Here is a 26,207-nt window from a genome sequence, read left to right on the forward strand (position 1 = left end):
CAAATAGGGGCGCGGACGCCGCGAGGCAAGCCATCTCATGCTGCACCGCGTCAATCGGACCGCCCCGAAGGGTGTCCTTACGGCAGAAGAGGGAGGATGGTGTTGGGCAGAAGAGTGTCGAGGGCGAGGCCCACGAACAGAATCAGGCCGGCATCGCGATTCGACTTGAAGACGGCGAGGCAGCGCTCGGGATCGTCGATGTCGAGCCGGCGCACCTGCATCCACAGGTGAATGGCGAAGCCGATCAGCCCGAGATAGGCGAACGGCCCCACCGGTACCGACATGAGCGCCGCGGCGAACAGGAACACCACCAGCGCATAGCACAGCGACACGGCAAGGCCGGTGCTGCGCCCGAACAGGAGGGCGGTGGAGCGCACGCCGACGATGGCGTCGTCCTCCTTGTCCTGATGCGCATAGATGGTGTCGTAGGCGAACACCCACAGCACCGAGCCGGCGAACAGCAGCAAGGCGGGATCGGCAATGGTGCGCATCACGCTCGCCCAGCCCATCAGCGCGCCCCAGGAGAAGGCGATGCCGAGAATGAGCTGCGGCACCGAGGTCACGCGCTTCATCAGCGGGTAAACGGCCACCACGCCGAGGGAGGCGATGCCGGTGACGATGGCGAAATGCGGCAGCGAGAGCAGCACCGCGAGGCCGACGAGGGCCTGAAAAATCAGAAACGCGAAGGCGGCGGGAACGCTCACCTGTCCGGATGCGACGGGGCGGCCGCGGGTGCGCGCCACCTGCCGGTCGATCTTGCGGTCGAGGATGTCATTCCAGGTGCAGCCTGCCCCGCGCATGGCGACGGCGCCGATGGCGAACAGCACCAGCAGCTTGGGCGAGGGATAGGGGTCGTCATTGGCAATGGCGGCGAGCGCCGTGGACCACCAGCAGGGCAGAAGCAGGAGCCACGACCCGATCGGACGGTCCATCCGCGCGAGTCGCAGGTATGGGCGCACCGGGCCAGGGGCCAGGCGCTCCACCCAGTTACCACGCGGGGCATCGGCGATCGGCGGGGCGGCGGCCCCTTCGCGGGCACTCAATCCGGCGACCTCACTTCAGTGCGTTGCCGTTGAGGGTGCCGAAGACGCCAGTGTTCTTCCCCGCATCGATGCTGTAGCCGGTGGTGATCCCGAGCGCGCTGGACATGGAACCCTGCGGCGGCGGCTTGTTCGGCCCGCCCACGCCGGACGCGCCGTTGGCGGCGGCCTCGCAGACCCGGTTGCGGATGTCCACGGTCTTCTTGTTGGAGGCGGCGGCCTGATCGACGGCCTGCTGCGGGATCTGGCACCAGTCCTTGTTGTCGGTGAGGAACTTCACCCATTTCTGTTCGGCGGCGGCGAAGGCGCGGAACGCGGGGCAGAGCACCTGCGGGTCCTTCTCCTTCTTGTTCACCACCGCCTGCAGGGCCTTGCCCTTCTCCTCCAGTTCACCGCGAACCGACGCGACATCGGTCTGGCAATCCGCGAGCGCGACGCCGGCGGACAGCGCAGTTGCGACCAGAGTGGCCGAAATCGCGAGCGTGAACGTCTTCATGAGGCAGAGCCCCTCCTCATCGGGATCCTCTCGGACCGCAGGTTTGATATACAGACCCCCAACTTTGGGCAATATCACGGCGGAACGCGCGGAAAGCTACCACGCATTCCCTAACGGAGTGCATCTGCGCTTGACGGACCCCTTGCGCGTGGGTAATTTCGCGCAACTTTTGAAAGGGACAGCGCGGCCATGCGCAAGATCGTTATTCTTCTCGTAGGGTGGTGCGCCACTTTCCGTCCGGCCTGAGGGCTGTGACGAATGAAGTGGCGCGTGACGAGGGGCCTTCGGGCCCCTTCGTCGTTTCTGAGCCGGGGCGCCGGCGCGGAATTTCAGGATCGAGCCGGGCCGCAGGCCGGGTGGAGACAAGGATAAAAGTCCGGCGAAGCGCGCCGGCCGGGACCGGATGGTTCCCGCAGGGAGTTGCACCATGAGCAAGCAGATGACCGGCGCCGAGATGGTGATCCAGGCCTTCGCCGACCAGGGCGTCGAGCACATCTTCGGCTATCCCGGCGGTGCCGTGCTGCCGATCTACGATGCGCTGTTCCACCAGAACCACATCGAGCACATCCTGGTGCGGCACGAGCAGGCGGCGGTGCATTCGGCCGAGGGCTATGCCCGCTCCTCCGGCAAGGTCGGCGTCGTGCTCGTCACCTCCGGCCCCGGTGCCACCAATGCCGTCACCGGCCTCACCGACGCGCTGATGGATTCCATCCCGATCGTCTGCATCACCGGGCAGGTGGCGACCCACCTCATTGGCAACGATGCCTTCCAGGAATGCGACACGGTCGGCATCACCCGCCCCTGCACCAAGCACAATTACCTCGTGCGGGACGTGAACGACCTCGCGCGCGTGCTGCATGAGGCCTTCTATGTCGCCCAGAACGGCCGTCCCGGCCCGGTGGTGGTCGACATTCCGAAGGACGTGCAGTTCGCCACCGGCACCTATGTCGGCCGCGAGAACATCCAGCACAAGACCTACCGTCCGAAGCTCGACGCCGAGGCGCCGCAGATCGCGGCGGCGGTGGAGATGCTGGCCGGGGCGAAGCGGCCCATCTTCTACACCGGCGGCGGCGTCATCAATTCCGGTCCCGAGGCGAGCCGCATCCTGCGCGAGCTGGCGCGCCTCACCGGCGTGCCCGTCACCTCGACCCTCATGGGTCTCGGCGCCTTCCCGGCGGCCAACCGCCAGTGGCTGGGCATGCTGGGCATGCACGGCACCTATGAAGCCAACATGGCCATGCACGGCTGCGACGTCATGGTCTGCATCGGCGCGCGCTTCGACGACCGCATCACCGGCCGCCTCGACGCCTTCGCGCCGGGCTCCAAGAAGATCCACATCGACATTGACCCCTCGTCCATCAACAAGAACGTCAAGGTCGACCTGCCCATCATCGGCGACTGCACCCGCGTGCTCGCGGACATGCTCGCCGCCTGGAAGGCCCGCGACCTGTCCATCGACAAGGCGGCGCTGGATGCGTGGTGGACGCAGATCGACCGCTGGCGGGGGCGCAACTGCCTCGCCTACCGGCAGTCTGACGAGATCATCAAGCCGCAATACGCCATCGAGCGGCTCTACAATCTCACCAAGGACAAGGACGTCTACATCTCCACCGAGGTGGGCCAGCATCAGATGTGGGCCGCGCAGTTCTTCCGCTTCGAGGAGCCGAACCGCTGGATGACCTCCGGCGGCCTCGGCACCATGGGCTACGGCCTGCCCGCCGCCATCGGCGCGCAGAAGGCGCATCCCGATGCCCTGTGCATCGACATCGCCGGCGAAGCCTCCATCCTCATGAACATGCAGGAGATGTCGACCGCCGTGCAGTTCGACCTGCCGGTGAAGATCTTCATCCTGAACAACAAGTACATGGGCATGGTGCGCCAGTGGCAGGAACTGCTGCACGGCGCGCGCTACTCCCACTCCTATTCCGAGGCGCTGCCCGACTTCGTGAAGCTCGCCGACGCCTATGGCGGCGTGGGCATCCGCTGCGACAAGCCTTCGGATCTGGACGCCGCCATCGAGGAGATGATCGCCATCAAGCGGCCGGTGATCTTCGACTGCATCGTGGACCAGCAGGAAAACTGCTTCCCCATGATCCCCTCGGGCCGCGCCCACAACGAGATGATCCTCGGCGACATGGCCGTGGACCTCGACGAGGCCATCACCGACGAGGGCAAGATGCTGGTGTGAGGCGGGCCCTTTCGCTTCCTCCCCTCTCCCCTCGCGGGAGAGGGGCTGGGGGTGAGGGGTGAGGCCGCCGGGTCGAAACGCCCGGCGCTGGCCAAGCTGAACCATACCCCTCACCCCGACCCTCTCCCGCAAGGGGAGAGGGAGCCTCTTCCCCCGCGCCCTCACGCCATTCCATCCGAGACACCCATGCCCAACTCTTCCGAGCCCATCGAGCGCCATACCCTCTCCGTCCTGGTCGACAACGAGCCGGGCGTGCTGGCGCGCGTCATCGGCCTGTTCTCCGGCCGCGGCTACAACATCGACAGCCTCACGGTGTCGGAGGTGAGCCATGAGGGGCACCTCTCGCGCATCACCATCGTCACCACCGGCACGCCCATGGTGATCGAGCAGATCAAGAACCAGCTCGACCGCCTCGTGCCCGTGCACCGGGTGCGCGACCTGACCGTGGAGGCCTCGGCGCTGGAGCGCGAGCTGGCCATGGTGAAGGTGCGCGGCGTGGGCGAGGCCCGTGGCGAGGCGCTGCGGCTCGCCGAGGCCTTCCGCGCCCGCGTCATCGATGCGACCCGCGAGAGCTTCGTGTTCGAGATCACCGGCAAGTCGGACAAGATCGACCAGTTCGCCTGGCTGATGGAGCCGCTCGGCCTTGTGGAGGTGGCGCGCACCGGCGTGGTGGCCATCTCCCGCGGCCCGGAGGCCATGTGAAATGGGCCACGTGAGGACCGCGGCCTGACCATGTGACCGATCGGAAACAGGCGTTCACCGGCAGCGGTGCCGGGCGAAACGCCTGTTTCCATTTGCCGCGATCCGGTGCAAAGGAGCCGCGGCCATCCCCCAATTCGAGATAACGCCCATAAGGAGACCACGATGCGCGTTTATTACGACAGCGACGCCGACCTGAACCTGATCAAGGGCAAGAAGGTCGCCGTCATCGGTTATGGCAGCCAGGGCCATGCCCATGCGCTCAACATGCGCGACTCGGGCGTGAAGGATGTCATCATCGGCCTGCGTCCCGGCTCCGCCTCCGCCAAGAAGGCCGAGGCCGAGGGCTTCAAGGTGATGGCGCCCGCCGAGGCCGCCAAGATCGCCGACGTGGTGATGATGCTCACCCCCGACGAGCTGCAGGGCGACATCTATCGCGAGAGCCTCGCCGACAACATGAAGCACGGCGCGGCGCTGCTGTTCGCCCACGGCCTCAACGTGCACTTCAACCTCATCGAGCCCCGCAAGGACCTCGACGTGCTGATGGTCGCCCCCAAGGGCCCCGGCCACACCGTACGGTCCGAGTACCAGCGCGGCGGCGGCGTGCCGACCCTCATCGCCATCGCCCAGGACGCCTCGGGCAACGCCCATGACCTCGGCCTCTCCTACGCCTCCGCCATCGGCGGCGGCCGCGCCGGCGTCATCGAGACCACCTTCAAGGAAGAGTGCGAGACCGACCTCTTCGGCGAGCAGGTGGTGCTCTGCGGCGGCCTCGTGGAGCTGATCCGCGCCGGCTTCGAGACGCTGGTGGAAGCCGGCTACGCCCCCGAGATGGCCTATTTCGAGTGCCTCCACGAGGTGAAGCTGATCGTCGACCTCATCTATGAGGGCGGCATCGCCAACATGAACTACTCGATCTCCAACACCGCCGAATACGGCGAGTACGTCACCGGCCCCCGCATCATCACCGCCGAGACCAAGGCCGAGATGAAGCGCGTGCTGAACGACATCCAGTCCGGCAAGTTCACCCGCGACTGGATGCTGGAGAACAAGGTCAACCAGGCCTCCTTCAAGGCCACCCGCGCCCGCGTCAACGCCCATCCCATCGAGGAAGTTGGCGAGAAGCTGCGCGCCATGATGCCCTGGATCAAGGCCAAGGCGCTCGTGGACAAGTCCAAGAACTAAGGTAGAACATCGCCGTTATCCCCATTGATATCCTCTGTTGAAAACGCGAGGAAAAGGTTGAAATTGGGGATAAATCGCGTCTGCCCGTGCTCGGGGTTGCTTTATTCGCCTGCGGTTGTGGTCAACGCCAGTTGATCGCGAGCCAATCCATGGGCGAGACCGACGACCTTGAGTGGGATGACAAAAAGGACGGGGCGAACCGCGATTTGCGTGGTTTGCCCCTTCCTCTCGCTGCGCGCTTGTTCGACGGACGGCCGCGCGTCGATGATGTCTCGCCGAAATCTCCCGACAACGAGGTTCGTTTCGAGACGTTGGCCGAATATGAGGGGCGTGTGCTATTCTGCGTGTGGAAATGGAACGGCGAGCGGCGCCGCATCATTTCCCTGAGGATCGCCCATCGGAGTGAACGCCGTGCCTACCAAGAAGCAATTGGAAGAGGCCGATCGTCTCGCAAAGACGGTTGATTGGGCGAAGTTCGACGCCATGAGCGACGAGGAAATCCGTGCGCATTGGGCGTGGGACAAGGACATGACTTGGCCCACCGATGAGCAACTGGCCGAGTTCGATCTCGTCATTCCCGCGAAAAGCCGCCGTAAGCCGCCCAAGGAAGCCGCGGAGTAACCGACCTTCAGCGCGCCTCATCGATCTTCCCGCCCGGCGTGCTCTCGCTCTCCACCGCGAATGCCATGAACCGGGCGATACGCCAGATGCCGTCGGCGTCGCGGCGGAAGATGTCCATGCCCTCGTCGCGCGAAAGCGCATTGCCGCCCGGGCGCTCGGTGAGCACCCAGGTGAGGCGCACCATGGCGAGGTCGCCGGACACCAGGATTTCGTGGATCTGGCAGACATAAGCGAGCTTGCCGCCGGACTTCGCCAGCGCCCTGGCGATGCGCGCGCAGACGGCGGCCTTGTCCCCTGCAGGGGCACCCCGCACATCGGATTTCAGATCGTCGGCGAACAGCTCGCAGGTGGCCGCGGCATCGCCCCGGTTGAACGCCTCGGTCCAGGCGGCAAGGCGGGCGCGGATGGCGGCTTCGGCGGCGCGGTCCCCCGCCGAACGGTCCTCGGCATGGGCGAGGGCCGGCGCGAGGAGGAGAGCGAGGACAAGGACGGCGCGGCGCAGCATCTCGCAGGTCTCCGCGCCGGCGGGCGCGGAACGACTAGAGCACCGCCGCCCGCCAGCCGGCAACCGTCAGTCCACAATGCGCGCCTGGATGGTCAGGATGTCCCAGGCCGGCGCCTCCGGCGGGTTGGCGTAGACGGTGGTGAAGCTGCCCACGGTGCCGTCCGGCCCGACCGTGCGGCGGGGCTGGTCGCCGATCTCCGCGCCATGCACCTCGATCAGGATGGCGGGAGCGGTGGACGAGCCGTTGGCAATGGCGAGCCCGTCCCCGTCCTTGGGCGCGAAGGCATCCACCGCGCCCGCACCGAGACATTTCGAAGCCGCCCGTGCCACCGGCGGTGCGCCATCGGGCAGCGCGAGACGCTGGCGCACGACCTCGCCGCGCAGCACGCCGGCCAGTTCCCACACCGTCTGCTCGCTCACCGGCAGCGCGTCGCCGGGGGCGAGCACGGTGGCGATGACGGTGAAGCGGGTCATCTGGTCCGCATAGAGCTGGTATTGCTGGAACGGCGCGCCGTCGAGCCGGGCGAAGACCTCCGGCAGCCAGTCGTCCTGCGCCACCAGCCGGCCCATGAGGTCGCGACCGATCATCAGGATCTCGCGTGGATCGTCCGCCAGTTCCACCATGGACTGGATGTCCCAGCAAAAGCGACGCAGCGGCTCGGGTGGGGTGGCCGTCATCGCGCGGCCATCCCGAAGCTGGGGACCGCTGCGCGTCGTCTGCTTTGCGACACGCCGGGGGCGCGCCCTCGATGTGCGCAATCTCGTTGGAAATACAATGGCATGACCAAACCCGTCCAAGGCACGTCGCGCGTTGGGATCGCGCGATGGCGAGCGACGCAAGAATAGGGCCGGGGACTGTCCGGGACGGGTGGATACGACGCGCCGCGCGATCGGGGGAACGCATCAGTGTGCGCCTGCAATGATGCGATGCAAAAGATGTCGGGCGAAATTGCGATGGCAAGGAAAGGTGTTTTTTATCAGTTGTTTATGCCGTAAAATGCATTTCCCATTCTCCCCGTTGACAACCCATTTCGCTACAAATAGCCTTTTGTCCGACAAAGCCTCCTTTTGAGGATTTTCCGCCCGCGATGGAACGGTTCGACCGCATCAAGGTCCCTTCCGCCTACGAGATGGTCGCCGAGGCCATCGAGGCCGAGATCGTGTCCGGCCGGCTGCGGCCCGGGGACGAGATCGGCACCGAGGCGGCGCTGGTGCGGCAGTTCGGGGTGAACCGCTCCACCGTGCGCGAGGGCATCCGCGTGCTGGAGCAGGGCGGCCTCGTGCGGCGGGAGGCGAGCCGCAAGCTGTTCGTCTGCGAGCCGCGGGCCGGCGGCCTCTCCACCCGCATCAGCCGCGCGCTGGTGCTGCAGGACGTGACCTTTCGCGAATTGTTCGACACCGCCATGGTGCTGGAGGTGGGATCGGTCGAAGGCGCGGTCGTCCATGCGGATGCGGACATGCTGGCGGCGCTGGAAGATAACCAGGAGCGCCTCGAGGCGGCGGTGAACAATCCCGTCGTCGTGGCCGAGTTGGACTCAGAATTTCACGCGCTCCTCGCCCGTGCCTGCGGCAACCGCGTGCTGGAGATGGCGCGCGAGCCCGCCGCCTTGCTGTTCTTTCCCTCCACGGAGATGATCTGCCGGAGGGTGCCCGAGGGCGCCGGGCGCATGGCGCAGGCGCACCGCTTCATCATCGACGCCGTCAGGGCCCGCGACCTCGAACTCTCCCGCACCTGGATGCGCCGGCATCTGGTGGACTGGCGCAAGGGCTTCGTGCGAGCCGGCCGCGAGATTGACGAGCCAGTGGAGCGCATCTTTGCGCGCTATGCGCTGAGCAAGTCGCAGAGTTGAGGTGAAGTAAAGCCAAGATGATCGCCGGAAAACCGGCGGCTTTGGAGGGAATGCCTTGGAACACGTCAACTCGGTCCCTGTGGCCGGGCGGCGCCCGTGCGCCAGCCCGCGGCCGGGGGAGGGGGCATGAACGCCGCGCCAGCCTCCGCGGCAACGCCTGCGCCCGTCGCCGCGCATCTGGCGGTGGACGGCCTCGGCCTGTGGTTCGGCGGGCTCAGGGCGCTCACCAATGTGTCCTTCGAGGTGAAGAAGGGCTCGATCACCGCCCTCATCGGCCCGAATGGCGCCGGCAAGACCTCGCTGTTCAACTGCATTTCCGGCTTCTACCGCCCGCGCGCCGGGGCGATCCGCCTCGATGGCGTGGACATCACCCGCACCCACCCGCCGGAGCGGGCGAAGGCGGGGCTGGCGCGCACCTTCCAGAACATCGCGCTCTTCAAGGGCATGACCGTGCTCGACAACATCAAGCTCGGCCGGCACGCCCACATGAAGACCAACCTCCTGCAGGCGCTGACCTATTGGGGCGCGGCCCGGGCCGAGGAGATGGAGCTGCGCGCCGAGGTGGAGCGGCAGATTATCGATTTCCTCGAGATCGACCACATCCGCAACAAGCCCGTCGCCTCCCTCTCCTACGGCCTCCAGAAACGCGTGGAACTTGCCCGCGCGCTCGCCATGCGCCCGCGCCTCCTGATGCTGGACGAGCCCGTCGCCGGCATGAACCGGGAAGAGACCGAGGACATGGCCCGCTTCATCCTCGACGTGAAGGAGGAATGGGGCATCTCCATCCTAATGGTGGAGCACGACATGGCGATGGTCATGGACATCTCCGACCATGTGGTGGTGCTGAATTTCGGCAAGGTCATTGCGCAGGGGCTGCCGGCCGAGGTGCAGGGCAATCCGGAAGTCGCCGCCGCCTATCTTGGCTCCGGCGATCCGGCCGAGCTGATGCGGCGCCTCTCCGGAGTGGGGGAGGCGGCCTGATGGATTGGCTCTTCTTCACCGAGGTGACACTGGCGGGGCTCGGCTCCGGGGCATTGCTGTCGCTCACGGCCCTGTCCTTCGTGCTGATCTACAAGGCGACCCGCGTCATCAATCTCGCGGTGGGCGAAATCTTGATGCTGGGCGGCTATCTCTTCTTCGCCTTCGTCACCGCCTTCGGTCTCGCCACATGGCTCGCCATTCCGCTCGCCATCGCCGGTGGTGCGCTGTTCGGCTTCGTGGTGGAGCGTACGCTCATCCGGCCCATGCTGGGCGAAAGCTCCATCTCCGTGCTGATGCTCACCGTGGGGCTCGGCTCGGTGCTCATCGGCGCAACAGAGCTGATCTGGAACACCGATCCGCGCGCGCTGCCGGACTTCATGGGGCAGGCGCCGGTGTTCATCGGCGAAGCCTATGTCTCGCGCAAGATCGCCATCGGCTTCGTGGTGTCGGCGCTGGTCATCGCCCTGTTTCTGCTGCTGTTCCGCTTCTGGCGCGGCGGCGTCGCCCTGCGCGCCACGGCGACCGACCAGGCGGCGGCCTATTCCTGCGGCATCAACGTGCCGGCGGTGTTCTCGCTGGCCTGGATGGTAGCCTGCGCCACCGCCGCCGGGGCGGGGCTGCTGGTGGGGGCCATCGGCGGCATCTCGCCCACCATGGGCGTGTTCGGCCTCTCGGCGCTGGTGGTGGTCATCATCGGCGGGCTGGACAGCGTGCTCGGCGCGCTCGTCGGCGGCATCCTCATCGGCCTCGTGGAGGCCTGGGCGGGCACCTTCCTCGGCGGCGAGTACAAGCTCGTCACCACCTTCTCCATCCTCATCGCGGCGCTGATGATCCGGCCCTACGGCCTGTTCGGCACCGTGGAGATTGAGCGGCTCTGATGCGCATCGCAACCGCCAAGGAAACCTACATCGCCGACGAGGGGCTGCTCGTCACCTCGACGCAACGGGCGTGGATGGGCGTGCTCCTCGCCATGCTGGTGCTCGCGCCCTTCGTGCTCAACCAATACTGGCTTTATCTGTCCTGCCTCGTCGCCATCAACGTGGCGAGCGCGACAGGGCTCAACATCCTCACCGGTTTTACTGGCCTCGTCAGCCTCGGGCAGGCGGCCTTCATGGCGGTGGGGGCCTATGCGGTCGCCTTCTTCGAGGGGCAGGTGGGCACGCCCTTCCTCGTCAACATCATCGCCGCCGGCTTCGTCGCGGCTTTCGTGGGCGTGCTGGTGGGCATTCCGAGCCTGCGGGTGAAGGGGCTCTATCTCGCCATCGCCACCATCGCGGCCTCGGTGATCCTGCATTTCGTCTTCACCCACTGGGTTTCGGTGACGGGCGGCGTGCGCGGCATCAATGTGGCTCCGGCGCGCCTGTTCGGGCTGGAACTGGCGAGCCCGTTCGCGCTCTATTTCGTCATCGTGCCCATCACCTGCCTGATGGTGCTGGGCGCGGCGAACCTGTTCCGCACCCGCATCGGCCGCGCCTTCATCGCCATCCGCGACCGGGACATCTCGGCCGAGGTGCTGGGCATCCCGCTGCTGCGCTACAAGCTGATGAGCTTCGCGCTGTCTTCTTTCTACGCGGGCGTGGCGGGCGGCATGTGGGCCTATTTCTTCCGCGTGGTGACGCCGGAAAGCTTCCCCTTCGCCACCTCCATCTTCTTCCTCGCGGCGGTCATCGTGGGCGGGCTCGGCACCATCATCGGCTCGGTGCTGGGGGCGGCCTTCATGACGCTGGTGCCGGAGCTGCTGAAGTATGTGGTGGACTGGCTGGCGCCGATCTTCCCCAATGCCGGCGCGGCGCTCTCGCCGGTGCGCACTATCGTGTTCGGCGCGCTCATCATCCTGTTTCTCGTCTTCGAGCCGCATGGACTTGCGGAAATGGTGCGCCGCGCGCGCCGATTCTTCCATCTGTGGCCGTTTCGCACGTGACGCAAGAAAAGACCAAGTAAAAAGATCCAAGGGAGAAAACGCCAATGACCAGTCTCAACAGACGCCAGATCATGGGCCTCGCCGCCGGCGCCGGCCTTGCCTCCGCCTTTCCCGGCTTCACCGCTTATGCGCAGGAGAAGGAGATCGTCATCGGCGGGTCCATCCCGCTGACCGGCGTGTTCGCCTTCGCCGGCGTGGCCATCGAGGCGGGGATGTCCGACTATGTGAAGCTCACCAATGAGGCCGGCGGCATCGCCGGGCGCAAGCTGCGCCTCGCCTATGAGGACACCGCCTACAAGGTGGATACGTCCGTTGCGGTGTTCAACAAGCTCACCACCCAGAACGACATCCATCTCTACTATGGCGACAGCACCGGCTTCGCCAAGACCATCAACGAGGAGCTGAACCGCCGCGGCACCATCCTCATGGCCGGCGCGTCCTTCGGCAGCGAGCTGAACAATCCCGAGAAGTATCCGTTCCAGTTCATGGCCGGGCCGGACTATGTGGAGATGTTCGCCATCCTGCTCGAATACATCGCCAAGGCGCAGCCGGGGGCGAAGCTCGTCTTCGTGAATTCGGACACCGAGTTCGGCCGCGACCCCATCGAGGCGAGCGTGAAGCGGGCGAAGGAGATGGGCCTCGACGTGGTGGCGCAGATCGTCACGCCGCCCACCGCGGTGGATGTCTCGACCGAAGTGCTGAAGCTGCGCCGCGCCAATCCGGACTTCACCATCTTCCACGGCTATGTGCTGGCGCCGCTGCCTGAATTCATGTCGCAGGCCAAGCAGCTCGGGCTGAAGACCAAGTTCATGGGCACCTTCTGGTCCATGGACAATTCGCTCTGGGCCAATGTGGGCGCGCCGGCCGACGGCTTCATGGGCGTGATGCCCTACCGTTACTATTACGACACCTCGCCCGACGCGCCGATCCTCGAAAAGATCCGCAAGCTCCGCCCCACCTATCAGGCGACGGGCTACATGCAGGGCTTTCTCACCGCCATGCTCATGGGCGAGGCGGCCAAGCGCACGCTGGAGGCCGGCAAGGAGCTGAATGGCAAGACGCTGAAGGCCGCGCTCAATTCCATCAAGGACTTCGACACGGGCGGCATCATCGGCGTCCCGATCTCGGTGCCCGGAAATTCCGTCCCCGTCGGCCGCATCTACCAGTTCAACGCCGCCGACAAGCAGATGAAGCCGGCATCCGACTGGATCAGCCTGAAGAAGTGATTGATATGACCGCGCACGCCATACTCGACATCTCCAACATCGAGGTCGTCTACAACAAGACGATCCAGGTGCTGCGCGGCCTGTCGCTGAAGGTGGAGGCCGGGAAGGTGGTGGCGCTGCTGGGCTCCAACGGCGCCGGCAAGTCCACCACCCTCAAGGCGGTGTCCGGCCTTCTCGCGCTGGAGGATGGAGACGTCACCTCCGGCGCCATCACCTTCGACGGCGCGCCGAGCGGCGCGCTGAAGCCGCACGACCTCGTGCGCCGCGGCCTGTTCCACGTGATGGAGGGGCGGCGCATCTTCGAGGACCTCACGGTGGAGGAGAACCTCGTCGCCGCCACCTATGCGCTCACCGGGCGCAAAACGAAGCCCTCGTCCTTCGACGCGGTCTACGAGTATTTCCCCCGCCTGCACGAGCGACGCAACGGGCGCGCGGGCTATCTCTCCGGCGGCGAGCAGCAGATGCTCGCCATCGGCCGCGCGCTGGTGGCGGAGCCGAAGCTGATCCTGTTGGACGAGCCCTCCCTCGGGCTTTCGCCCAAGCTGGTGGAGGAGATATTCACCATCATCGCCCGCATCAATCGCGAGCGGGGCGTCTCCATGCTGCTGGTGGAGCAGAACGCGGCGGTGGCGCTCGCGGTCTCGCACTACGGCTACATCATGGAGACCGGCAAGATCGTTCTGGACGGCCCCACCGAGCGGCTGATGGCGGACCAGGACGTGCGCGAATTCTACCTCGGCATGGCCGGGGAGGCGGGGGCGAAGAGCTACCGCGACATCAAGCACTACAAGCGCCGCAAGCGCTGGCTTTCGTGAGCGCGCGACCATGACCGCACCCGTTTTCCCGGACCTCACCCTGCCGCAGATGCTGCGTCTCAATGCGGAGCGCATCGGCCCGCGCACCGCCATCCGCCAGAAGGATTTCGGCATCTGGAATCCGGTGTCGTGGCAGGCCTATTTCGAGCGCGCGGCCCTCGCCGGCCACGGCCTGCGCGCCCTCGGCCTGCCCGAGGGCGGGCATGTGGCGGTGCTCTCCGAAAACCGCATCGAATGGGTGCTGACGCAGCTCGGCGCCGGCCTTCTCGGGGCGGTCACGGTGGGTGTCTACCCCACCAGCCCGGCCAATGAGGTGGCCTATGTGCTCGGCCATGCGGAGGCGGAAATCGTCGTCTGCGAGGACCAGGAGCAGGTGGACAAGGTGCTGGAGCGCCGGGCCGAACTGCCCAAGCTCCGGCGCATCGTGGTGGTGGAGAAGAAGGGCCTGCGCACCTACGCGGGCGGCGAGGTGATCGCCTTCGACACGATGATCGAGATGGGCGCCGCCCATCGCGCGGCCCAGCCCGGGATCATCGAGGACGCGCTGGCGCGTCAGTCGCTCTCCGATGTGGCGCTGATGATCTATACTTCGGGCTCCACCGGAAAGCCCAAGGGCGCGATGCTCACCTATCGCAACCTGCGCGCCGAGGCGATCGCGCTCGCCGAGCGGCTGGGGCTGGATGAAACCACCACCCACGTCTCCTATCTGCCGCTCTGCCATGTGGCCGAGCAGATGCTCACCACCATGGCGCCCATCTATCTGGGATCGCAGGTGAATTTCGGCGAGAGCATCCGCACCATCCAGGAGGACCTGCGGGAGGTCGCGCCCTCCATGTTCCTCGGCGTGCCGCGCATCTGGGAGAAGCTGGCGGCCTCCATCACCATCAAGATGATGGAGGCAGGCGGCCTGCGCCGCGCGCTGTACGAACGCCTCGTGAAGGCGTGCGAGCCGTTCGCCGAGAAGCACCCGTCGAAGCGCTCGCTGAAGGAGCGGGCGCTCTTCTTCGTGGCCTACCTGCTTTTCTTCCGCGCGCTGCAGAACTTCATCGGCCTCAGGCGCGCGAAGGTGGCGATGACCGGCGCGGCGCCCATCTCGCCCAATATCGTGCGTTTCTTCCGCACCCTCGGCGTGCCTCTGGTGGAGGTCTACGGCGCCACCGAGACCACCGGAATGTGCACCGGCCAGCGGCTCACCGATCTCCGCCCCGGCTGCGTCGGCCCGGCCGCGGAGGGCATGGAGGTGAAGCTCGGCCCGCACAACGAACTCATGGTGAAGGGCGACCTCGTCTTCGCCGGCTACTACCGCAACGAGGAGGCGACGGCCACTGCGCTCCGCGACGGCTGGCTGCACACCGGCGATGTGGTGGAGATGGTGGGCGATCAGGTGAAGATCGTCGATCGCCTGAAGGACATCATGATTACAGCGGGCGGCAAGAATTTGAGCCCGTCGGAGATCGAGAATGTCGCGAAGTCTAGCGTCTTCATCAAGGAATGCATCGTCATCGGCGAGGCGCGCAAATATGTCTCCGCGCTCATCCAGATCGATTTCGAGACGGTGGGCAAATGGGCGGAGGAGAAGTCGCTCGCCTACACCAATTTCCGCAATCTCGTCGAAAATCCGCAGGTTCGCGCGCTGATCGAGGGTGAGATCGCCAAGGCCAATGCGGAGCTGGCGCAGGTGTCCCACATCCGCCGCTTCCACCTCCTCACCAAGGAGCTGGACCACGACGACGACGAGGTGACGGCGACCATGAAGATCCGCCGTTCCAACATCCAGAAGAAATACGCCACCGAGATCGAAGGCCTCTACGCCTGAGCGGCGCGGCTGCAAGGACCCTCCATGCCAGACGCCTACATCTTCGACCACGTGCGCACCCCGCGCGGCCGCGGCAAACCGGATGGCGCGCTGCATGCGGCGACGCCCGTGCATCTCGCCGCCACCGTGCTTTCCGCTTTGCGCGACCGCAGCGCCCTCAACACGTCGGTGGTGAGCGACATCGTGATGGGTGTCGTCATGCCCATCGGCGAGCAGGGCCAGTGCCTGCCGCGCATCGCCGCGCTGCGCGCGGGCTATGACGACGAGGTGGCGGGCGTTCAAATCAACCGCTTCTGCGGCTCCGGGCTGGAGGCGGTCAACATGGCCTCCGCCAAGGTGATGGCCGGGCAGGCGGACATGGTGATCGGCGCTGGTTGTGAAAGCATGTCGCGCATTCCCATCCTCTCGGACGGCGGGGCGTGGAGCCAGGACCCGGACGTGGCCTTTGCCACCCGCTTCGTGCCGCAGGGCATCAGCGCCGATCTCATCGCCACGAAATGGGGCTATGACCGCGCCGCCGTGGATGCCTTCGCCGTGGAGAGCCATCACCGCGCCGCGCGGGCGTGGGCGGAGGGGCGCTTCGCCCGCTCCGTCGTGCCCGTCACCGACGCTATCGGCGAGGTGATGCTGGACCGCGACGAGACGGTGCGGGGCAATTCCAGCGTGGATGATCTCGCCCGCCTCAAGCCCGCCTTCGCGGCCATGGGGGCGGACCCCGGCTTCGACGCCATCGCGCGTCTGCGCTATCCCGAAGTCGGCGAGATCGCCCATGTCCACCACGCCGGCAACTCCTCCGGCATCGTGGACGGCGCTGCGGCCGTGCTCATCGGCACGCGGGAGGCCGGGGCTGCGGCGGGGCTCAAGCCGCGCGCGCGCATCCGCGCCTTCGCGGAGATCGGCTCGGAACCCACCATCATGCTCACCGCCCCCTCCTTCGCCGCCGAGAAGGCGTTGAAGCGGGCGGGCATGAGCGCCGCCGACATCGACCTCTACGAGATCAACGAGGCCTTCGCTGCCGTGGCGCTGCGCTTCATCGACGCTTTGGGGCTGGCCCCCGCACAGGTGAACGTGAACGGCGGCGCCATCGCCATGGGCCACCCGCTCGGCGCCACCGGAGCCATGATCCTCGGCACCGTGCTCGACGAGCTGGAGCGGACGGGGAAGGCCACGGCGCTCGCCACCCTGTGCATTGGCGCCGGCATGGGCGTCGCCACCATCATCGAACGGGTCTGAGCCATGCTGCGCACGGAGATCGACGGCGACGGCATCGCCATTCTCATCCTCGATCAGCCCGGCCGATCGGTGAACACGCTGGGCTGGGGGCTCGTCGATGCGCTGGAGGCCGAGGTGGAGCGGCTGGCGGCGGATGGCGCCGTCTCCGGCATCATCGTCACCTCGGGCAAGTCTTCCTTCCTCGCCGGCGCGGACCTGTCGATCATGAACGGCCTCGCGGTACCGGACGTGACGTTGCCGGAGGCGGCGCGGCGCATCGGCCGCATGGGGGCGCTGTTCCGCCGGCTGGAGACGTGTGGCAAGCCGGTGGTGGCTGTCGCGCCCGGCACGGCGCTGGGGGCGGGGCTGGAGCTGATGCTCGCCTGCCATCACCGGCTCGTCGCGGACAATCCCAAGGGCCTGTTCGGCCTGCCGGAGGTGACGCTCGGCATATTGCCCGGCGCCGGCGGCACCCAGCGCGTGCTGCGGCGCCTGGGCATCGCCGCCGCCTTGCCGATCCTGGTAGACGGCAGGCCCATGACCGCCGTCGAGGCGCAGGCGGCGGGGCTGATCGATGCGATCGTGGCGCCGGACGATCTCCTGCCCGCCGCCAAGGCCGCCTTGCGCGAGGGGCGGGTCAACCCTGTCGCGCCATGGGACGTGAAGGGCTTCCGCCTGGCCGGCCTCGCGCCGACCAGCACCGCCGCGGGCGACCTGTTCGCGGTCTGGAATGCCCGCGTGCTGGCGCGGACCAAGGGGGAAGACCCCGCGCCGCGCGCCATCCTCTCCTGCGTGTTCGAGGGGGCACGCCTGCCCATGGACAAGGCGCTGAAGGTGGAGCGCGACTATTGCGCCGCCCTCATTCAGAGCCCGCAGGCGCAGGACAAGATCGCCGCTTTCTTTGCCCGTCAGGCCGCCAAGGCGGGCGGAGCGGCATCGTAAGCGCTTGTCATCCCGTGCCTCGAGCCGGGGCATGACGGTTCGAAATTTACAAACGCGACGGCGGCCCGGCCGCCCCCAACGACAAGGACCATCCCATGCCGCTTCCCGCCGCCTTCGAGGGCCGCCTGAAAATCCCCGCCGTGGCCGCGCCCATGTTCCTTACCTCCGGTCCCGATCTCGTGGTGGAGGTCTCGCGCTCGGGCATGGTGGGCACCTTCCCGGCGCTCAATGCCCGCACCAGCGACGGCTTCCGCGACTGGGTGCGGGAGATCAAGGCGCGCCTTGCCGAGGTGGAAGATGCGGCGCCGTTCGGCGTCAACCTCATCGTCCACAAGTCCAACCCGCGCGTGGAGGCAGACCTCGCCATCTGTGTCGAGGAGAAGGTGCCGCTCGTCATCACCTCGCTCGGGGCGGTGCCCGATCTCGTGAAGGCGGTGCATTCCTACGGCGGCGTCGTCTTCCACGATGTCATCAGCCGCCGTCATGCGGAGAAGGCGGCGGAAGCCGGCGTGGACGGCATCATCGCCGTCTCGGCCGGCGCCGGCGGCCATGCGGGGCAGCTCAGCCCCTTCGCCCTCGTCACCGAGATCAGGCAGGTGTTCGCCGGCACCATCCTCATGGCCGGTGCCATCAACACCGGCGCGCAGATCCTCGCGGCGCGTGCGGCCGGGGCGGACCTCGCCTACATGGGCACGCGCTTCATTGCCACCCGCGAGGCCATGGTGCCGCAGGAGTTCAAGGACATGATCCTGTCCTCCTCGGCGGCGGACATCCTCTACACGCCCGCCATCAGTGGCGTGAACGCCAACTTCATGAAGCCCAGCATCCGCGCCGCCGGGCTCGACCCGGACAATCTCCAGGGCCACGCCAAGCTCGACATGTCGAACGAGGCGAAGGCTTGGAAGAATGTCTGGTCGGCGGGGCAGGGGGTGGGCGGCATCGCCGATCTGCCCGGCGCGGCCGAGCTGTGCGCGCGACTTCGGGAAGAGTATCGCGCGGCGCTCAAGTCGCTGTCGTCGGATGCGTTTGGGGGCGCCTGACAGCGCTACGCCGCCGTCTCCCCGTTCCGCCGTCGCCCTCCGGCCTGACCGGAAGGCTCATGCGTCGGCGGGAGCTGGCAGCGGGATGGGTGCCCGGGTCAATCCGGTGCCCGGCGGCGGGGGTGATGGACCCGCGTCCCCGGCGGGGCTACGGTCCGGCTCCCGCTTGCTGCCCCGATGCCTGCCTGATGCCTGTTTCCGAAACGCACCTCATCGAGCCTCCCCTCGGCCGCGTCACCAGCCTCGATGGCTTGCGCGGCTTCGCCTCCTGCACGGTGGCGATCTTCCATTTCTTCTACGCCTTCACGCCCGGCCCCTTCCGCTCCTGGGGCCGCACCGGCTTCTCCGTTTCCGACACGCCGCTGGCGGTGCTGTGGAACGGGCATTTCTCCGTAGCCGTCTTCTTCGCCCTGAGCGGCTTCGTGCTGGCCGCCTCGGCGCCACGGACGCTGAAGGAAGCGCCGCTGCTGATCGGCCTCAGATATTTCCGCCTCGCCCTGCCGGCGCTGGCGGCATCGCTCATCGCATGGTTTTGGATCGCCGGCTTTCCCGATGCCGGAAAGGCGGCGCAGGCGCTCTCCGGCAGTACGTGGTTTCGCTGGACCCACCAGCCGCCCATTCCGCCCCTGTGGCAGGCGGCGTGGGAGGGGGCGGTGCAGGTGTTTGTGACAACGGGCAAGCCGCTGTTCAATAACCCGCTCTGGACCATGCGCATCGAGCTGATGGGCTCGATCCTCATCTATGGCGGCTATGCCCTCATGCGGGGGCGGGCGCGGGTGCCGGCGCTGGTGGCGGGGGGCCTTGGCATCGGGATTGCGGTCGATTTCTCGCTCGCGGCCTTCTGCGGCGGGGCGCTGCTGTTCGAGCTGCGCGGCTGGCTGAAGCCGATGCCGATGCGGGGCACGCTGCTCGCCCTCCTCGGTCTCGTGCTCGGCGCCACCTATCCCGGCCATGCGGACGGGCCGGGCCTTGCCGATGCCGTGCTGTCCCGCCTCGGCGGTGACGGCTGGCGGGAGGCCGGGGCGCTGCTCGTCATCGTCTCGTTCCTCACCACGCCGTGGCTGCGGGACCTGTTCGAGCGGCCGGCGCTGCAGCACCTCGGCGCGCTCTCGTTTCCGCTCTATCTGGTGCATGTGCCGCTGATCGTGGGGCCGGCAGCCTGGGCCTTCGTGCATTTCGCGCCCGTGGGCGTCGGGGGGCTCGCGCTGCTCTTCGCGGTTACAGCCCTCGCCGCCTTCGCCTGCGCCAGCCTGTTCCTCGTCGCGGTGGAACGCCCGGTATTGGATGGGCTGCGCTTCATTCGTAAACGCGGACGGGCGCGACTGGCCGAGGCGTGAGCGGCGCTAAACCGCCACCGCGATCGGAGGAATGGCGATGATCTCTTCGTCGTCCGTCGCGTGGTTGCGCCACATGAGGAATGCGAACGGGGCGGGGGCATCGAGCACCGTCAACGGCGCGTGCCAGGTGCCCGGCGCCAGCGTGATGCCCTGTCCCGGCGCAGGCAGGAAGGCTTCCGCCGCCGCCAGGTCCGGCCCGTCCCCGGCGGCGCCCGGCGCCACCACGATCACCCAGCGGGCCGGCGCCATCGGCACGATGCTCTGGGAGGTGAAGACATGCCGCTCGATCACCTCGATCCCCACCGGCTGAGGAACCGGCGCGGCGAGGATGAGGGAGAGGCAGGCCGGAACATCGGGCCGCAGGTTCGCGAGGACGGTGTTGAACGACGTGCGCACCCCCACCGTCTGCGGCACGGCCAATACCTCGCCATAGGGCGCGAAGGCCTCCCCCGTCAGCGGACGTGGGACGAGAGGCCTCACGCGCCGCCGCCCGCCACCGCGAGCACCGCGTGCAGCAGCACGTTGGCGCCAGCGGCGCACTCCTCCGGCTTGGCGGACTCCAGCTCGTTGTGGCTCACGCCGTCCTTGCACGGCACGAAGACCATGGCGGTGGGCACCACGGTGGCGAGGTGGAAGCTGTCATGCCCGGCACCCGACACGATGGGCCGGTGCGGCAGGCCCAGCCGGTCGGCGGCGGCGGCGATGGCACCGGTCATGGCCGGGTCGAAATGGGTGGGTTCCTTGCGCCAGATGGTGTCGAGGCGGATGTCCACCTTCCGCCGCGCGGCGATCTCCTTCACCTGTTCCTGAAGCGCCTTGTCGAGGGTATCGAGGATGCCGGCGTCGGGGGTGCGGAACTCGCCGGAAAAGGCGATCTCGCCGGGGATCACATTGCGCGAGGGCCGCGCGATTACCGCCTCGCCGACGCTGCCCACCGCGTTCGGCCCGTGCGCCTTGGCGAGGGCTTCGATGGCCAGCACGATTTCGGACAAAGCGGCGAGCGCATCCTTGCGCAGATGCATGGGTGTAGAGCCCGTATGGCTCTCGAAGCCGGAGATGCGGCCGTCGTACCAGATGATGCCCTGGCCGTGCTCCACCACGCCGATGGGGAGGCCTTCCGCCTCCAGGATCGGCCCCTGCTCGATGTGGAGTTCGAGGAAGCCGGAGAATTTCTGCGCGCCCACCTCTTCCGGCCCACGATAGCCGATGGCGTCCAGCGCCGCGCCGACGCTGATGCCCTCCGCATCGGTGCGTGCGAGGATGTCGGAAACCGGCAGGTCCGCCACGTAGCCCGCCGAGCCCATCATGGCCGGGGCGAAGCGGGAGCCTTCCTCATTGGTCCAGTTGCAGACGCAGATGGGCGTCTCGGTCTCGATGCCGGCATCGTTGAGCGTGCGCACCACTTCCAGCGCCGCCATCACCCCCAGCACGCCGTCGAACTTGCCGCCGGTGGGCTGGGTGTCGAGGTGCGAGCCGATGCCCAGCGGCGGCTTGGTCATGTCCTTCCCTGGCCGCAGGGCGAACATGTTGCCGAGGCCATCCACGGTGACGGTGCAGCCAGCGGCCTCGCAGGCGGCGCGGAACCAGTCGCGCACCTGCCGGTCCTCCTCCGACAAGGTGAGACGGCGCACGCCGCCCTTCTCCGTGCCGCCGAAGCGGGCGGTTTCGATGATTGTGCTCCAGAGGCGGTCGGCGTTGATCGTGAGGTTGGAGGCGTAGGCGGTCATCAGTTCACCGGGACGGGGGTTTCAGCCAGAACACAGCGCACGTCGCGGCCGGGGCCGAGATGGACGAGCGGCGGCGGCGCGACGGTGCAGCGCGGCTGCGCGAAGGCACAGCGCGGCGCAAAGGAGCAGGCGACAGGCGCCTTGTCGAGGGAGGGCGGCGTGCCGGGGATGGTCTCCAGCCGCGCACCGCGCGCCGCGCCGTGGACGGTGGAGGCGAGCAGCCCGCGCGGATAGGGATGCTGCGGCGTGCGGACGATCTGGCCCAGGGTACCGGTCTCCACGATCTGGCCGGCATACATCACCGCCACCTTGTCGCAGATCTCGATGGCGACGCCGATGTCGTGGGTGACGAAGATCACCGACATGCCCATCTCCCGCTGCAGCTCGCGCAGCAGCAGCAGAATCTGGATCTGCACGGTGGCATCGAGCGCGGTGGTGGGCTCGTCCGCGAGCAGGATCTTCGGGCGGCAGGCGAGGGCGAGGGCGATCATGGCGCGCTGGCGCATGCCGCCGCTCATCTCGTGGGGATAAGCATCCAGCCGGCGCTTCGCCGAGGGGATGCGCACCAGCTCCAGCATCTCCAGCGCGCGGGCGGTGGCGTCGCGCTGGCTCGCGCCCTCGTGGCGCATCACCGATTCCGAGATCTGCCGGCCGATGGTGTAGACCGGGTCCAGCGCCAGCGCCGGCTCCTGGAAGATCATGGAGACGGTGCGGCCGCGGAAGTCGGAGAGGGTGGCGTCGTCCATGGCGAGCACATCCTGCCCCGCTACATGCACGCTGCCGGAGATCACCGAGCGCCGTTTGGGCAGGAGGCGCATGAGCGCACGCATGGTGACGCTCTTGCCCGAGCCGGACTCGCCCAGCAGGCCCAGTACCTCGCCCTCGCCGAGGGAGAGGGACACCCCATTCACCGCATGGACGGTGCGTTCGCCGGTGAAGCGGATGGTGAGGTCGCGGATGTCGACGAGTGGCCTTGCGGCTTCAGCCATGGTTTTCGTGCCGTTCGCTTCGCTCATGGCTCCTCCGGCATCTGTTCATGGAAATCGGTCTCGCGTTGGAAGGCGGCGCCGATGCGGATCAATGTCGCCTCGGCGAACGGCCGGCCGATCACCTGCAAGCCGACGGGAAGTCCGGTGCGGGTGAAGCCGCAGGGCAGGCTCACGGTGGGCAGGCCGAGATAGTTCACCGGGCGGGTGAAGCGGGTGATGCGCTGGATCATCGCCTCCGCGCCCGGCCCGCCGTCGGTATCGGTCTCGGCGATGGTGGGGGCGGGCATGGGCGCGGTGGGGGCGAGCACGGCATCCACCTCGGCGACCGCCGCCAGATGCTCGGCCAGCGCTGGCCCGCGCCAGCGCAGCGCCTCCAGATAGGTCACGGCGGGAATGGCGAAGCCGTTCTCCAGCCGGGAGCGGATCTGCGGGCCATAGTCCTGCGGGCGCTCAAGGAGCCACGCCTTGTGGCTGGCAGAGGCCTCGCAGTTCAGCACCACCTGCGAGGCGCCGGAGAGCTTCATCTGGTCCGGCAGGGAGACGCTGACGATGCGCGCGCCGCCGCGCTTCAGGGTCGCGATGGTCTCGTCCAGTACGCGGGCGACCTCGGGGTCGAGATCATCCACATAGAAGGCGTCAGGGATGCCGATGGTGAGGCCCTTGAGGCGGCCTTCGGCGGCGGCGAGATAGTCGGGCACCGGGGCGGTGGCGGTGGTGGGATCGAACGGATCGGCGCCGGCCATGAGGCCGAGCAGGATGGCGCAATCCTCCACCGTGCGGGCCAGCGGGCCGATGGTGTCGAGGGAGAAGGACAGCGGCATGGCGCCGTAGCGGCTCACGAGCCCGACCGTGGTCTTCAGCCCGGTGACGCCGCAGAAATGCGCCGGCATGCGGATGGAGCCGCCGGTGTCCGAGCCCAACGCGCCATAGGTGAGCCGCGCCGCCACTGCGGCCCCCGAGCCGGAGGAGGAGCCGCCGGTGACATGGGCGGTGTTCCACGGGTTCCGCGCCGCGCCGAAATGGGCGTTGTGGCCGGTGGGGCCATAGGCGAACTCGACCATGTGCAGCGCGCCGAGCCGCACCGTCCCCGCCGCCTTGATGCGGGCGAGGGCCGTGGAGTTTGTCGTCGCCACGGTGTCCCGCAGGATCTTCGAGCCGCAGGTGGAGACGCGGCCCTGTTCGTAGAACATGTCCTTGTGGGCGAGGGGCAGGCCGTGCAGCAGCCCCTTCACCTCGCCCTGCGCCAGCGCGGCATCGGCCGCATCGGCGGCGGCCAGCGCCGCTTCGGGCTCGATGGCGATGAAGGCGTTGAGCGCCGGCTGGAGCCGCGCGATGCGGGCGAGGCACGCCTCCGTCGCCTCGCGGGAGGAGAGCACGCCGGCGCGGATGGCCATGGCGGCTTCCGCGAGCGTCATCAGCGCCGGATCGGCCGGCGCGCCGGCGGAGGGGCGGAGCGACAGGCTCATTGGCCGCCCTCCTTCGGCTCCGCGCAGGGCCGCTGCACCGCGAGAAAGGTCGCCGGCTCCAGATCGAACGGCAGGGTGCCGGCCACGGCGGAGAAGGCGGCAAGGCCGGGCGAGATGCCGGAAGCGATGCGCGCGGCATCGCTGGCGGGAAGATCGAGGCCGGCGGCGCGGATGATGGCGGCGGCGTCTTCAGACGAAAGATGCTGGCTCATGCGGCGACCTCCGTCGCGGCGGGCGCGCGGCTGTGGCCGGAGCCCGGAATGACCATGTGGCAGGCGGCGAGATGGGCATCGGGCGCCGTATCGCCCGGCGTCGCCGGGGAGAGGGCGGGGCACACCCGTCCACACACCTCTTCCGCGAAGGTGCAGCGGGTGTGGAAGCGGCAGCCGGCGGGCGGATCGATGGGGTTGGGCGGATCGCCCGAGAGGGGCGGCGTCTCGGTGCGCTTGTCGGGATCGAGGGCCGGCATGGCGGCGAGCAGAGCGCGCGTGTAGGGGTGGGCAGGGGCCTCCCACACCTCATCGACCGGACCGACCTCCACCACCTGCCCGAGATACATCACCAGCACCCGGTCGGAGATGTAGCGGACCACGTTGAGGTCGTGGCTGATGAACACGTAGGTCAGGCCGAACTCGCGCTTGAGGTCGGTGAGCAGGTTCAGCACCTGCGCCTCCACCGACTTGTCCAGCGCCGAGACTGCCTCGTCCAGGATAACGAGCCGTGGCTTCAGGGCGAGGGCACGGGCGATGTTGACGCGCTGGCGCTGGCCGCCAGAGACCTCGTGCGGATAGCGGTTGGCGAACACTTCCGGGCGCAGGCCCACCTTGCCCATCAGCTCGCGGGCGAGCGCCCGTGCCTCCTTGTCGGGGATGCCGTGGACCTTGGGGCCGAAGGCGATGCTGTCTTCGATGGTGAGGCGCGGATTCAGGGACGCATAGCTGTCCTGAAACACCATCTGCATCCCGCGCCGGAACTCGCGCATGGAGAGGCTGTAGCCGACGACCTGCCCGTCAAACAGGATCTCGCCGGAGGTGCGCGGCATGAGGTGCATGAGCAGGCGCGCGGTGGTGGACTTGCCGCAGCCGCTCTCGCCCACGATGCCGAGGGTCTCGCCCTTGGCGACGGCGAAGGACACGTCGTCCACCGCCCGTACGGTCTTCTTTTCGGCGAACAGGCCGCCGCCGATGGGGAAGTGCTTGGTGAGGCTGTTGACGGCGAGCAGCGGCTGGGCCGGTCCGCCGAGGTCCTCAAGAGGTTCGATGGTGCTCAATTGCGGATGTCCATGGCGCTGCGCAGCCCGTCGCTGAGCATGTTGAAGCAGATGGAGACGGCGAAGATCATCACGCCCGGCAGAGCCGCGACGCCCGGATTGACGTAGATGGCGGTGCGCAGGGTGTTCAGCATCAGGCCCCATTCGGGCTCCGGCGGCCTTGTGCCGAGGCCGAGAAAGGAGAGGCCCGCCGCGAGGATCATGGAGACGGAGATGAGGCCCGTCGCATAGACGAAGATCGGCCCCAGCACGTTGCCCAGCATGTGCACGCGCATGATGGTGAGCGCCGAGGCGCCCGACGCCCGCGCCGCATCCACGAAGTCGAGCGAGCGCACCGAGGTGGTGACGCTCTCCGCCACGCGGGTGATCTGCGGCACGAACACCACGGTGAGAGACACGATGGAATTGACGATGCCCGCCCCGAGCACGCCCGAGATGGCGATGGCCAGCAGCACCGAGGGGAAGGCGTAGAACACGTCGATCGTGCGCATGATGATCGTGTTGACCTTGCCGCCGAGATAGCCGGCCAGCAGCCCGAGGCTGGTGCCGATGCCGAAGGCGAGGATCACCGGCAATATGCCGATGAGCAGCGAGAGGCGCCCGCCATAGACAAGGCGGGAGAGCATGTCGCGGCCGAGCTCGTCGGTGCCGAGCGGATAGTTCGGCGTGCCGATGGGGCGCAGCCGGCGGATCATGGAGCCCTGGTAGGGATCGGCGAGGCCGAGCCAGGGCGCGAAGATGGCCGCCAGCACGATGAGGATGAGGATGGCCGCGCAGGCCATGCTCATCTTGTCGCGGGAGATGCGGCGGGCCACCGTCGCCCAATAGCCGCGGGCCTTCTCGACGGGGGCCGCCTCGAGGGCAGCATCGCTGGTCATCGC

At 67.7% G+C, this 26,207-nt stretch carries 27 protein-coding genes; 16 read left to right on the forward strand and 11 right to left on the reverse strand.

Annotated elements, in window-relative coordinates; genetic code table 11:
* Positions 1-77 precede the first annotated feature (77 nt).
* Positions 78-1,043 (reverse strand): 4-hydroxybenzoate octaprenyltransferase, encoded by a 966-nt coding sequence (gene ubiA, locus ACE3QW_RS16695; protein ID WP_374252648.1) that lies wholly within the window; start codon positions 1,041-1,043, stop codon positions 78-80.
* A gap of 10 nt (positions 1,044-1,053) precedes the next feature.
* On the reverse strand, positions 1,054-1,536 hold the full coding sequence (locus ACE3QW_RS16700) for a hypothetical protein (RefSeq protein WP_051679152.1): 483 nt from the start codon (positions 1,534-1,536) through the stop codon (positions 1,054-1,056).
* 427 nt (positions 1,537-1,963) lie between these two features.
* Here ACE3QW_RS16700 and ACE3QW_RS16705 point away from each other — a divergent pair, with 427 nt between their 5' ends.
* From ACE3QW_RS16705 to ACE3QW_RS16725, 5 genes are all read left to right on the forward strand, one after another.
* On the forward strand, positions 1,964-3,724 hold the full coding sequence (locus ACE3QW_RS16705) for an acetolactate synthase 3 large subunit (protein WP_029557950.1): 1,761 nt from the start codon (positions 1,964-1,966) through the stop codon (positions 3,722-3,724).
* Between the two features lie 186 nt (positions 3,725-3,910).
* Positions 3,911-4,426: an acetolactate synthase small subunit gene (gene ilvN / locus ACE3QW_RS16710; RefSeq protein WP_029557951.1), complete on the forward strand. Its 516-nt coding sequence runs from the start codon at positions 3,911-3,913 to the stop codon at positions 4,424-4,426.
* Between the two features lie 162 nt (positions 4,427-4,588).
* Positions 4,589-5,608 (forward strand): ketol-acid reductoisomerase, encoded by a 1,020-nt coding sequence (ilvC, locus tag ACE3QW_RS16715; protein ID WP_024279649.1) that lies wholly within the window; start codon positions 4,589-4,591, stop codon positions 5,606-5,608.
* Positions 5,609-5,757: 149 nt separating this feature from the next.
* Complete coding sequence (locus ACE3QW_RS16720; protein WP_374252651.1) at positions 5,758-6,072, forward strand: BrnT family toxin; 315 nt, start codon at positions 5,758-5,760, stop codon at positions 6,070-6,072.
* A gap of 19 nt (positions 6,073-6,091) precedes the next feature.
* Positions 6,092-6,229 (forward strand): hypothetical protein, encoded by a 138-nt coding sequence (locus ACE3QW_RS16725; protein WP_374252652.1) that lies wholly within the window; start codon positions 6,092-6,094, stop codon positions 6,227-6,229.
* Positions 6,230-6,236: 7 nt separating this feature from the next.
* On the opposite strand, the gene ACE3QW_RS16730 is transcribed toward ACE3QW_RS16725, so the two are convergent.
* Both ACE3QW_RS16730 and ACE3QW_RS16735 read right to left on the reverse strand, forming a co-directional pair.
* On the reverse strand, positions 6,237-6,734 hold the full coding sequence (locus ACE3QW_RS16730; RefSeq protein WP_374252653.1) for a nuclear transport factor 2 family protein: 498 nt from the start codon (positions 6,732-6,734) through the stop codon (positions 6,237-6,239).
* A gap of 66 nt (positions 6,735-6,800) precedes the next feature.
* The gene (locus ACE3QW_RS16735) at positions 6,801-7,412 is read right to left on the reverse strand and encodes a hypothetical protein (protein ID WP_374252655.1); all 612 of its coding nucleotides are present in this window, start codon (positions 7,410-7,412) and stop codon (positions 6,801-6,803) included.
* Between the two features lie 410 nt (positions 7,413-7,822).
* Here ACE3QW_RS16735 and ACE3QW_RS16740 point away from each other — a divergent pair, with 410 nt between their 5' ends.
* The 11 genes from ACE3QW_RS16740 (at position 7,823) to ACE3QW_RS16790 (ending at position 19,874) form a co-directional block, all read left to right on the forward strand.
* Positions 7,823-8,584, forward strand: coding sequence for a FadR/GntR family transcriptional regulator (locus ACE3QW_RS16740; protein ID WP_029557954.1), 762 nt, complete (start codon positions 7,823-7,825; stop codon positions 8,582-8,584).
* 126 nt (positions 8,585-8,710) lie between these two features.
* Positions 8,711-9,565, forward strand: coding sequence for an ABC transporter ATP-binding protein (locus ACE3QW_RS16745; protein WP_374252657.1), 855 nt, complete (start codon positions 8,711-8,713; stop codon positions 9,563-9,565).
* The gene (locus tag ACE3QW_RS16750) at positions 9,565-10,443 is read left to right on the forward strand and encodes a branched-chain amino acid ABC transporter permease (RefSeq protein ID WP_029557956.1); all 879 of its coding nucleotides are present in this window, start codon (positions 9,565-9,567) and stop codon (positions 10,441-10,443) included. The genes ACE3QW_RS16745 and ACE3QW_RS16750 overlap by 1 nt, the downstream gene beginning before the upstream one ends.
* Positions 10,443-11,486 carry a branched-chain amino acid ABC transporter permease gene (locus ACE3QW_RS16755; protein WP_374252659.1) on the forward strand — a complete coding sequence of 348 codons (1,044 nt, stop codon included), beginning with the start codon at positions 10,443-10,445 and terminating at the stop codon, positions 11,484-11,486. The genes ACE3QW_RS16750 and ACE3QW_RS16755 overlap by 1 nt, the downstream gene beginning before the upstream one ends.
* Before the next feature lie 44 nt (positions 11,487-11,530).
* Positions 11,531-12,712, forward strand: coding sequence for an ABC transporter substrate-binding protein (locus ACE3QW_RS16760; protein ID WP_250166656.1), 1,182 nt, complete (start codon positions 11,531-11,533; stop codon positions 12,710-12,712).
* 5 nt (positions 12,713-12,717) lie between these two features.
* Positions 12,718-13,527: an ABC transporter ATP-binding protein gene (locus ACE3QW_RS16765; protein WP_029557960.1), complete on the forward strand. Its 810-nt coding sequence runs from the start codon at positions 12,718-12,720 to the stop codon at positions 13,525-13,527.
* Positions 13,528-13,537: 10 nt separating this feature from the next.
* On the forward strand, positions 13,538-15,343 hold the full coding sequence (locus ACE3QW_RS16770) for a long-chain fatty acid--CoA ligase (RefSeq protein WP_374252662.1): 1,806 nt from the start codon (positions 13,538-13,540) through the stop codon (positions 15,341-15,343).
* Positions 15,344-15,367: 24 nt separating this feature from the next.
* Complete coding sequence (locus ACE3QW_RS16775) at positions 15,368-16,576, forward strand: acetyl-CoA C-acetyltransferase (protein WP_374252664.1); 1,209 nt, start codon at positions 15,368-15,370, stop codon at positions 16,574-16,576.
* 3 nt (positions 16,577-16,579) lie between these two features.
* On the forward strand, positions 16,580-17,497 hold the full coding sequence (locus ACE3QW_RS16780) for an enoyl-CoA hydratase-related protein (RefSeq protein WP_374252666.1): 918 nt from the start codon (positions 16,580-16,582) through the stop codon (positions 17,495-17,497).
* Between the two features lie 95 nt (positions 17,498-17,592).
* The gene (locus tag ACE3QW_RS16785) at positions 17,593-18,537 is read left to right on the forward strand and encodes an NAD(P)H-dependent flavin oxidoreductase (RefSeq protein WP_374252668.1); all 945 of its coding nucleotides are present in this window, start codon (positions 17,593-17,595) and stop codon (positions 18,535-18,537) included.
* Positions 18,538-18,725: 188 nt separating this feature from the next.
* Entirely contained in the window at positions 18,726-19,874 is a 1,149-nt protein-coding gene (locus ACE3QW_RS16790) for an acyltransferase family protein (protein WP_374252669.1), read from the forward strand.
* Positions 19,875-19,880: 6 nt separating this feature from the next.
* Here ACE3QW_RS16790 and ACE3QW_RS16795 read toward each other — a convergent pair whose 3' ends face one another.
* The 7 genes from ACE3QW_RS16795 to ACE3QW_RS16825 are packed head-to-tail and all read right to left on the reverse strand — an operon-like array spanning position 19,881 to position 26,204.
* Positions 19,881-20,354 carry an ureidoglycolate lyase gene (locus ACE3QW_RS16795; RefSeq protein WP_374252671.1) on the reverse strand — a complete coding sequence of 158 codons (474 nt, stop codon included), beginning with the start codon at positions 20,352-20,354 and terminating at the stop codon, positions 19,881-19,883.
* Entirely contained in the window at positions 20,351-21,601 is a 1,251-nt protein-coding gene (locus tag ACE3QW_RS16800; RefSeq protein ID WP_374252673.1) for a Zn-dependent hydrolase, read from the reverse strand. The genes ACE3QW_RS16795 and ACE3QW_RS16800 overlap by 4 nt, the downstream gene beginning before the upstream one ends.
* Entirely contained in the window at positions 21,601-22,617 is a 1,017-nt protein-coding gene (locus ACE3QW_RS16805; RefSeq protein ID WP_374252674.1) for an ABC transporter ATP-binding protein, read from the reverse strand. The genes ACE3QW_RS16800 and ACE3QW_RS16805 overlap by 1 nt, the downstream gene beginning before the upstream one ends.
* The gene (locus tag ACE3QW_RS16810) at positions 22,614-24,056 is read right to left on the reverse strand and encodes an amidase (protein ID WP_374252676.1); all 1,443 of its coding nucleotides are present in this window, start codon (positions 24,054-24,056) and stop codon (positions 22,614-22,616) included. The genes ACE3QW_RS16805 and ACE3QW_RS16810 overlap by 4 nt, the downstream gene beginning before the upstream one ends.
* A complete protein-coding gene (locus ACE3QW_RS16815; RefSeq protein ID WP_250166645.1) occupies positions 24,053-24,268 on the reverse strand; it encodes a hypothetical protein in 216 nt (71 codons plus the stop codon). The genes ACE3QW_RS16810 and ACE3QW_RS16815 overlap by 4 nt, the downstream gene beginning before the upstream one ends.
* Complete coding sequence (locus tag ACE3QW_RS16820; RefSeq protein WP_029557971.1) at positions 24,265-25,326, reverse strand: ABC transporter ATP-binding protein; 1,062 nt, start codon at positions 25,324-25,326, stop codon at positions 24,265-24,267. The genes ACE3QW_RS16815 and ACE3QW_RS16820 overlap by 4 nt, the downstream gene beginning before the upstream one ends.
* A complete protein-coding gene (locus tag ACE3QW_RS16825; RefSeq protein WP_374252767.1) occupies positions 25,323-26,204 on the reverse strand; it encodes an ABC transporter permease in 882 nt (293 codons plus the stop codon). The genes ACE3QW_RS16820 and ACE3QW_RS16825 overlap by 4 nt, the downstream gene beginning before the upstream one ends.
* Between the last annotated feature and the right edge of the window lie 3 nt (positions 26,205-26,207).

The organism is Xanthobacter sp. (assembly GCF_041911315.1).
Taxonomy (GTDB): Bacteria; Pseudomonadota; Alphaproteobacteria; order Rhizobiales; family Xanthobacteraceae; genus Xanthobacter; species Xanthobacter aminoxidans.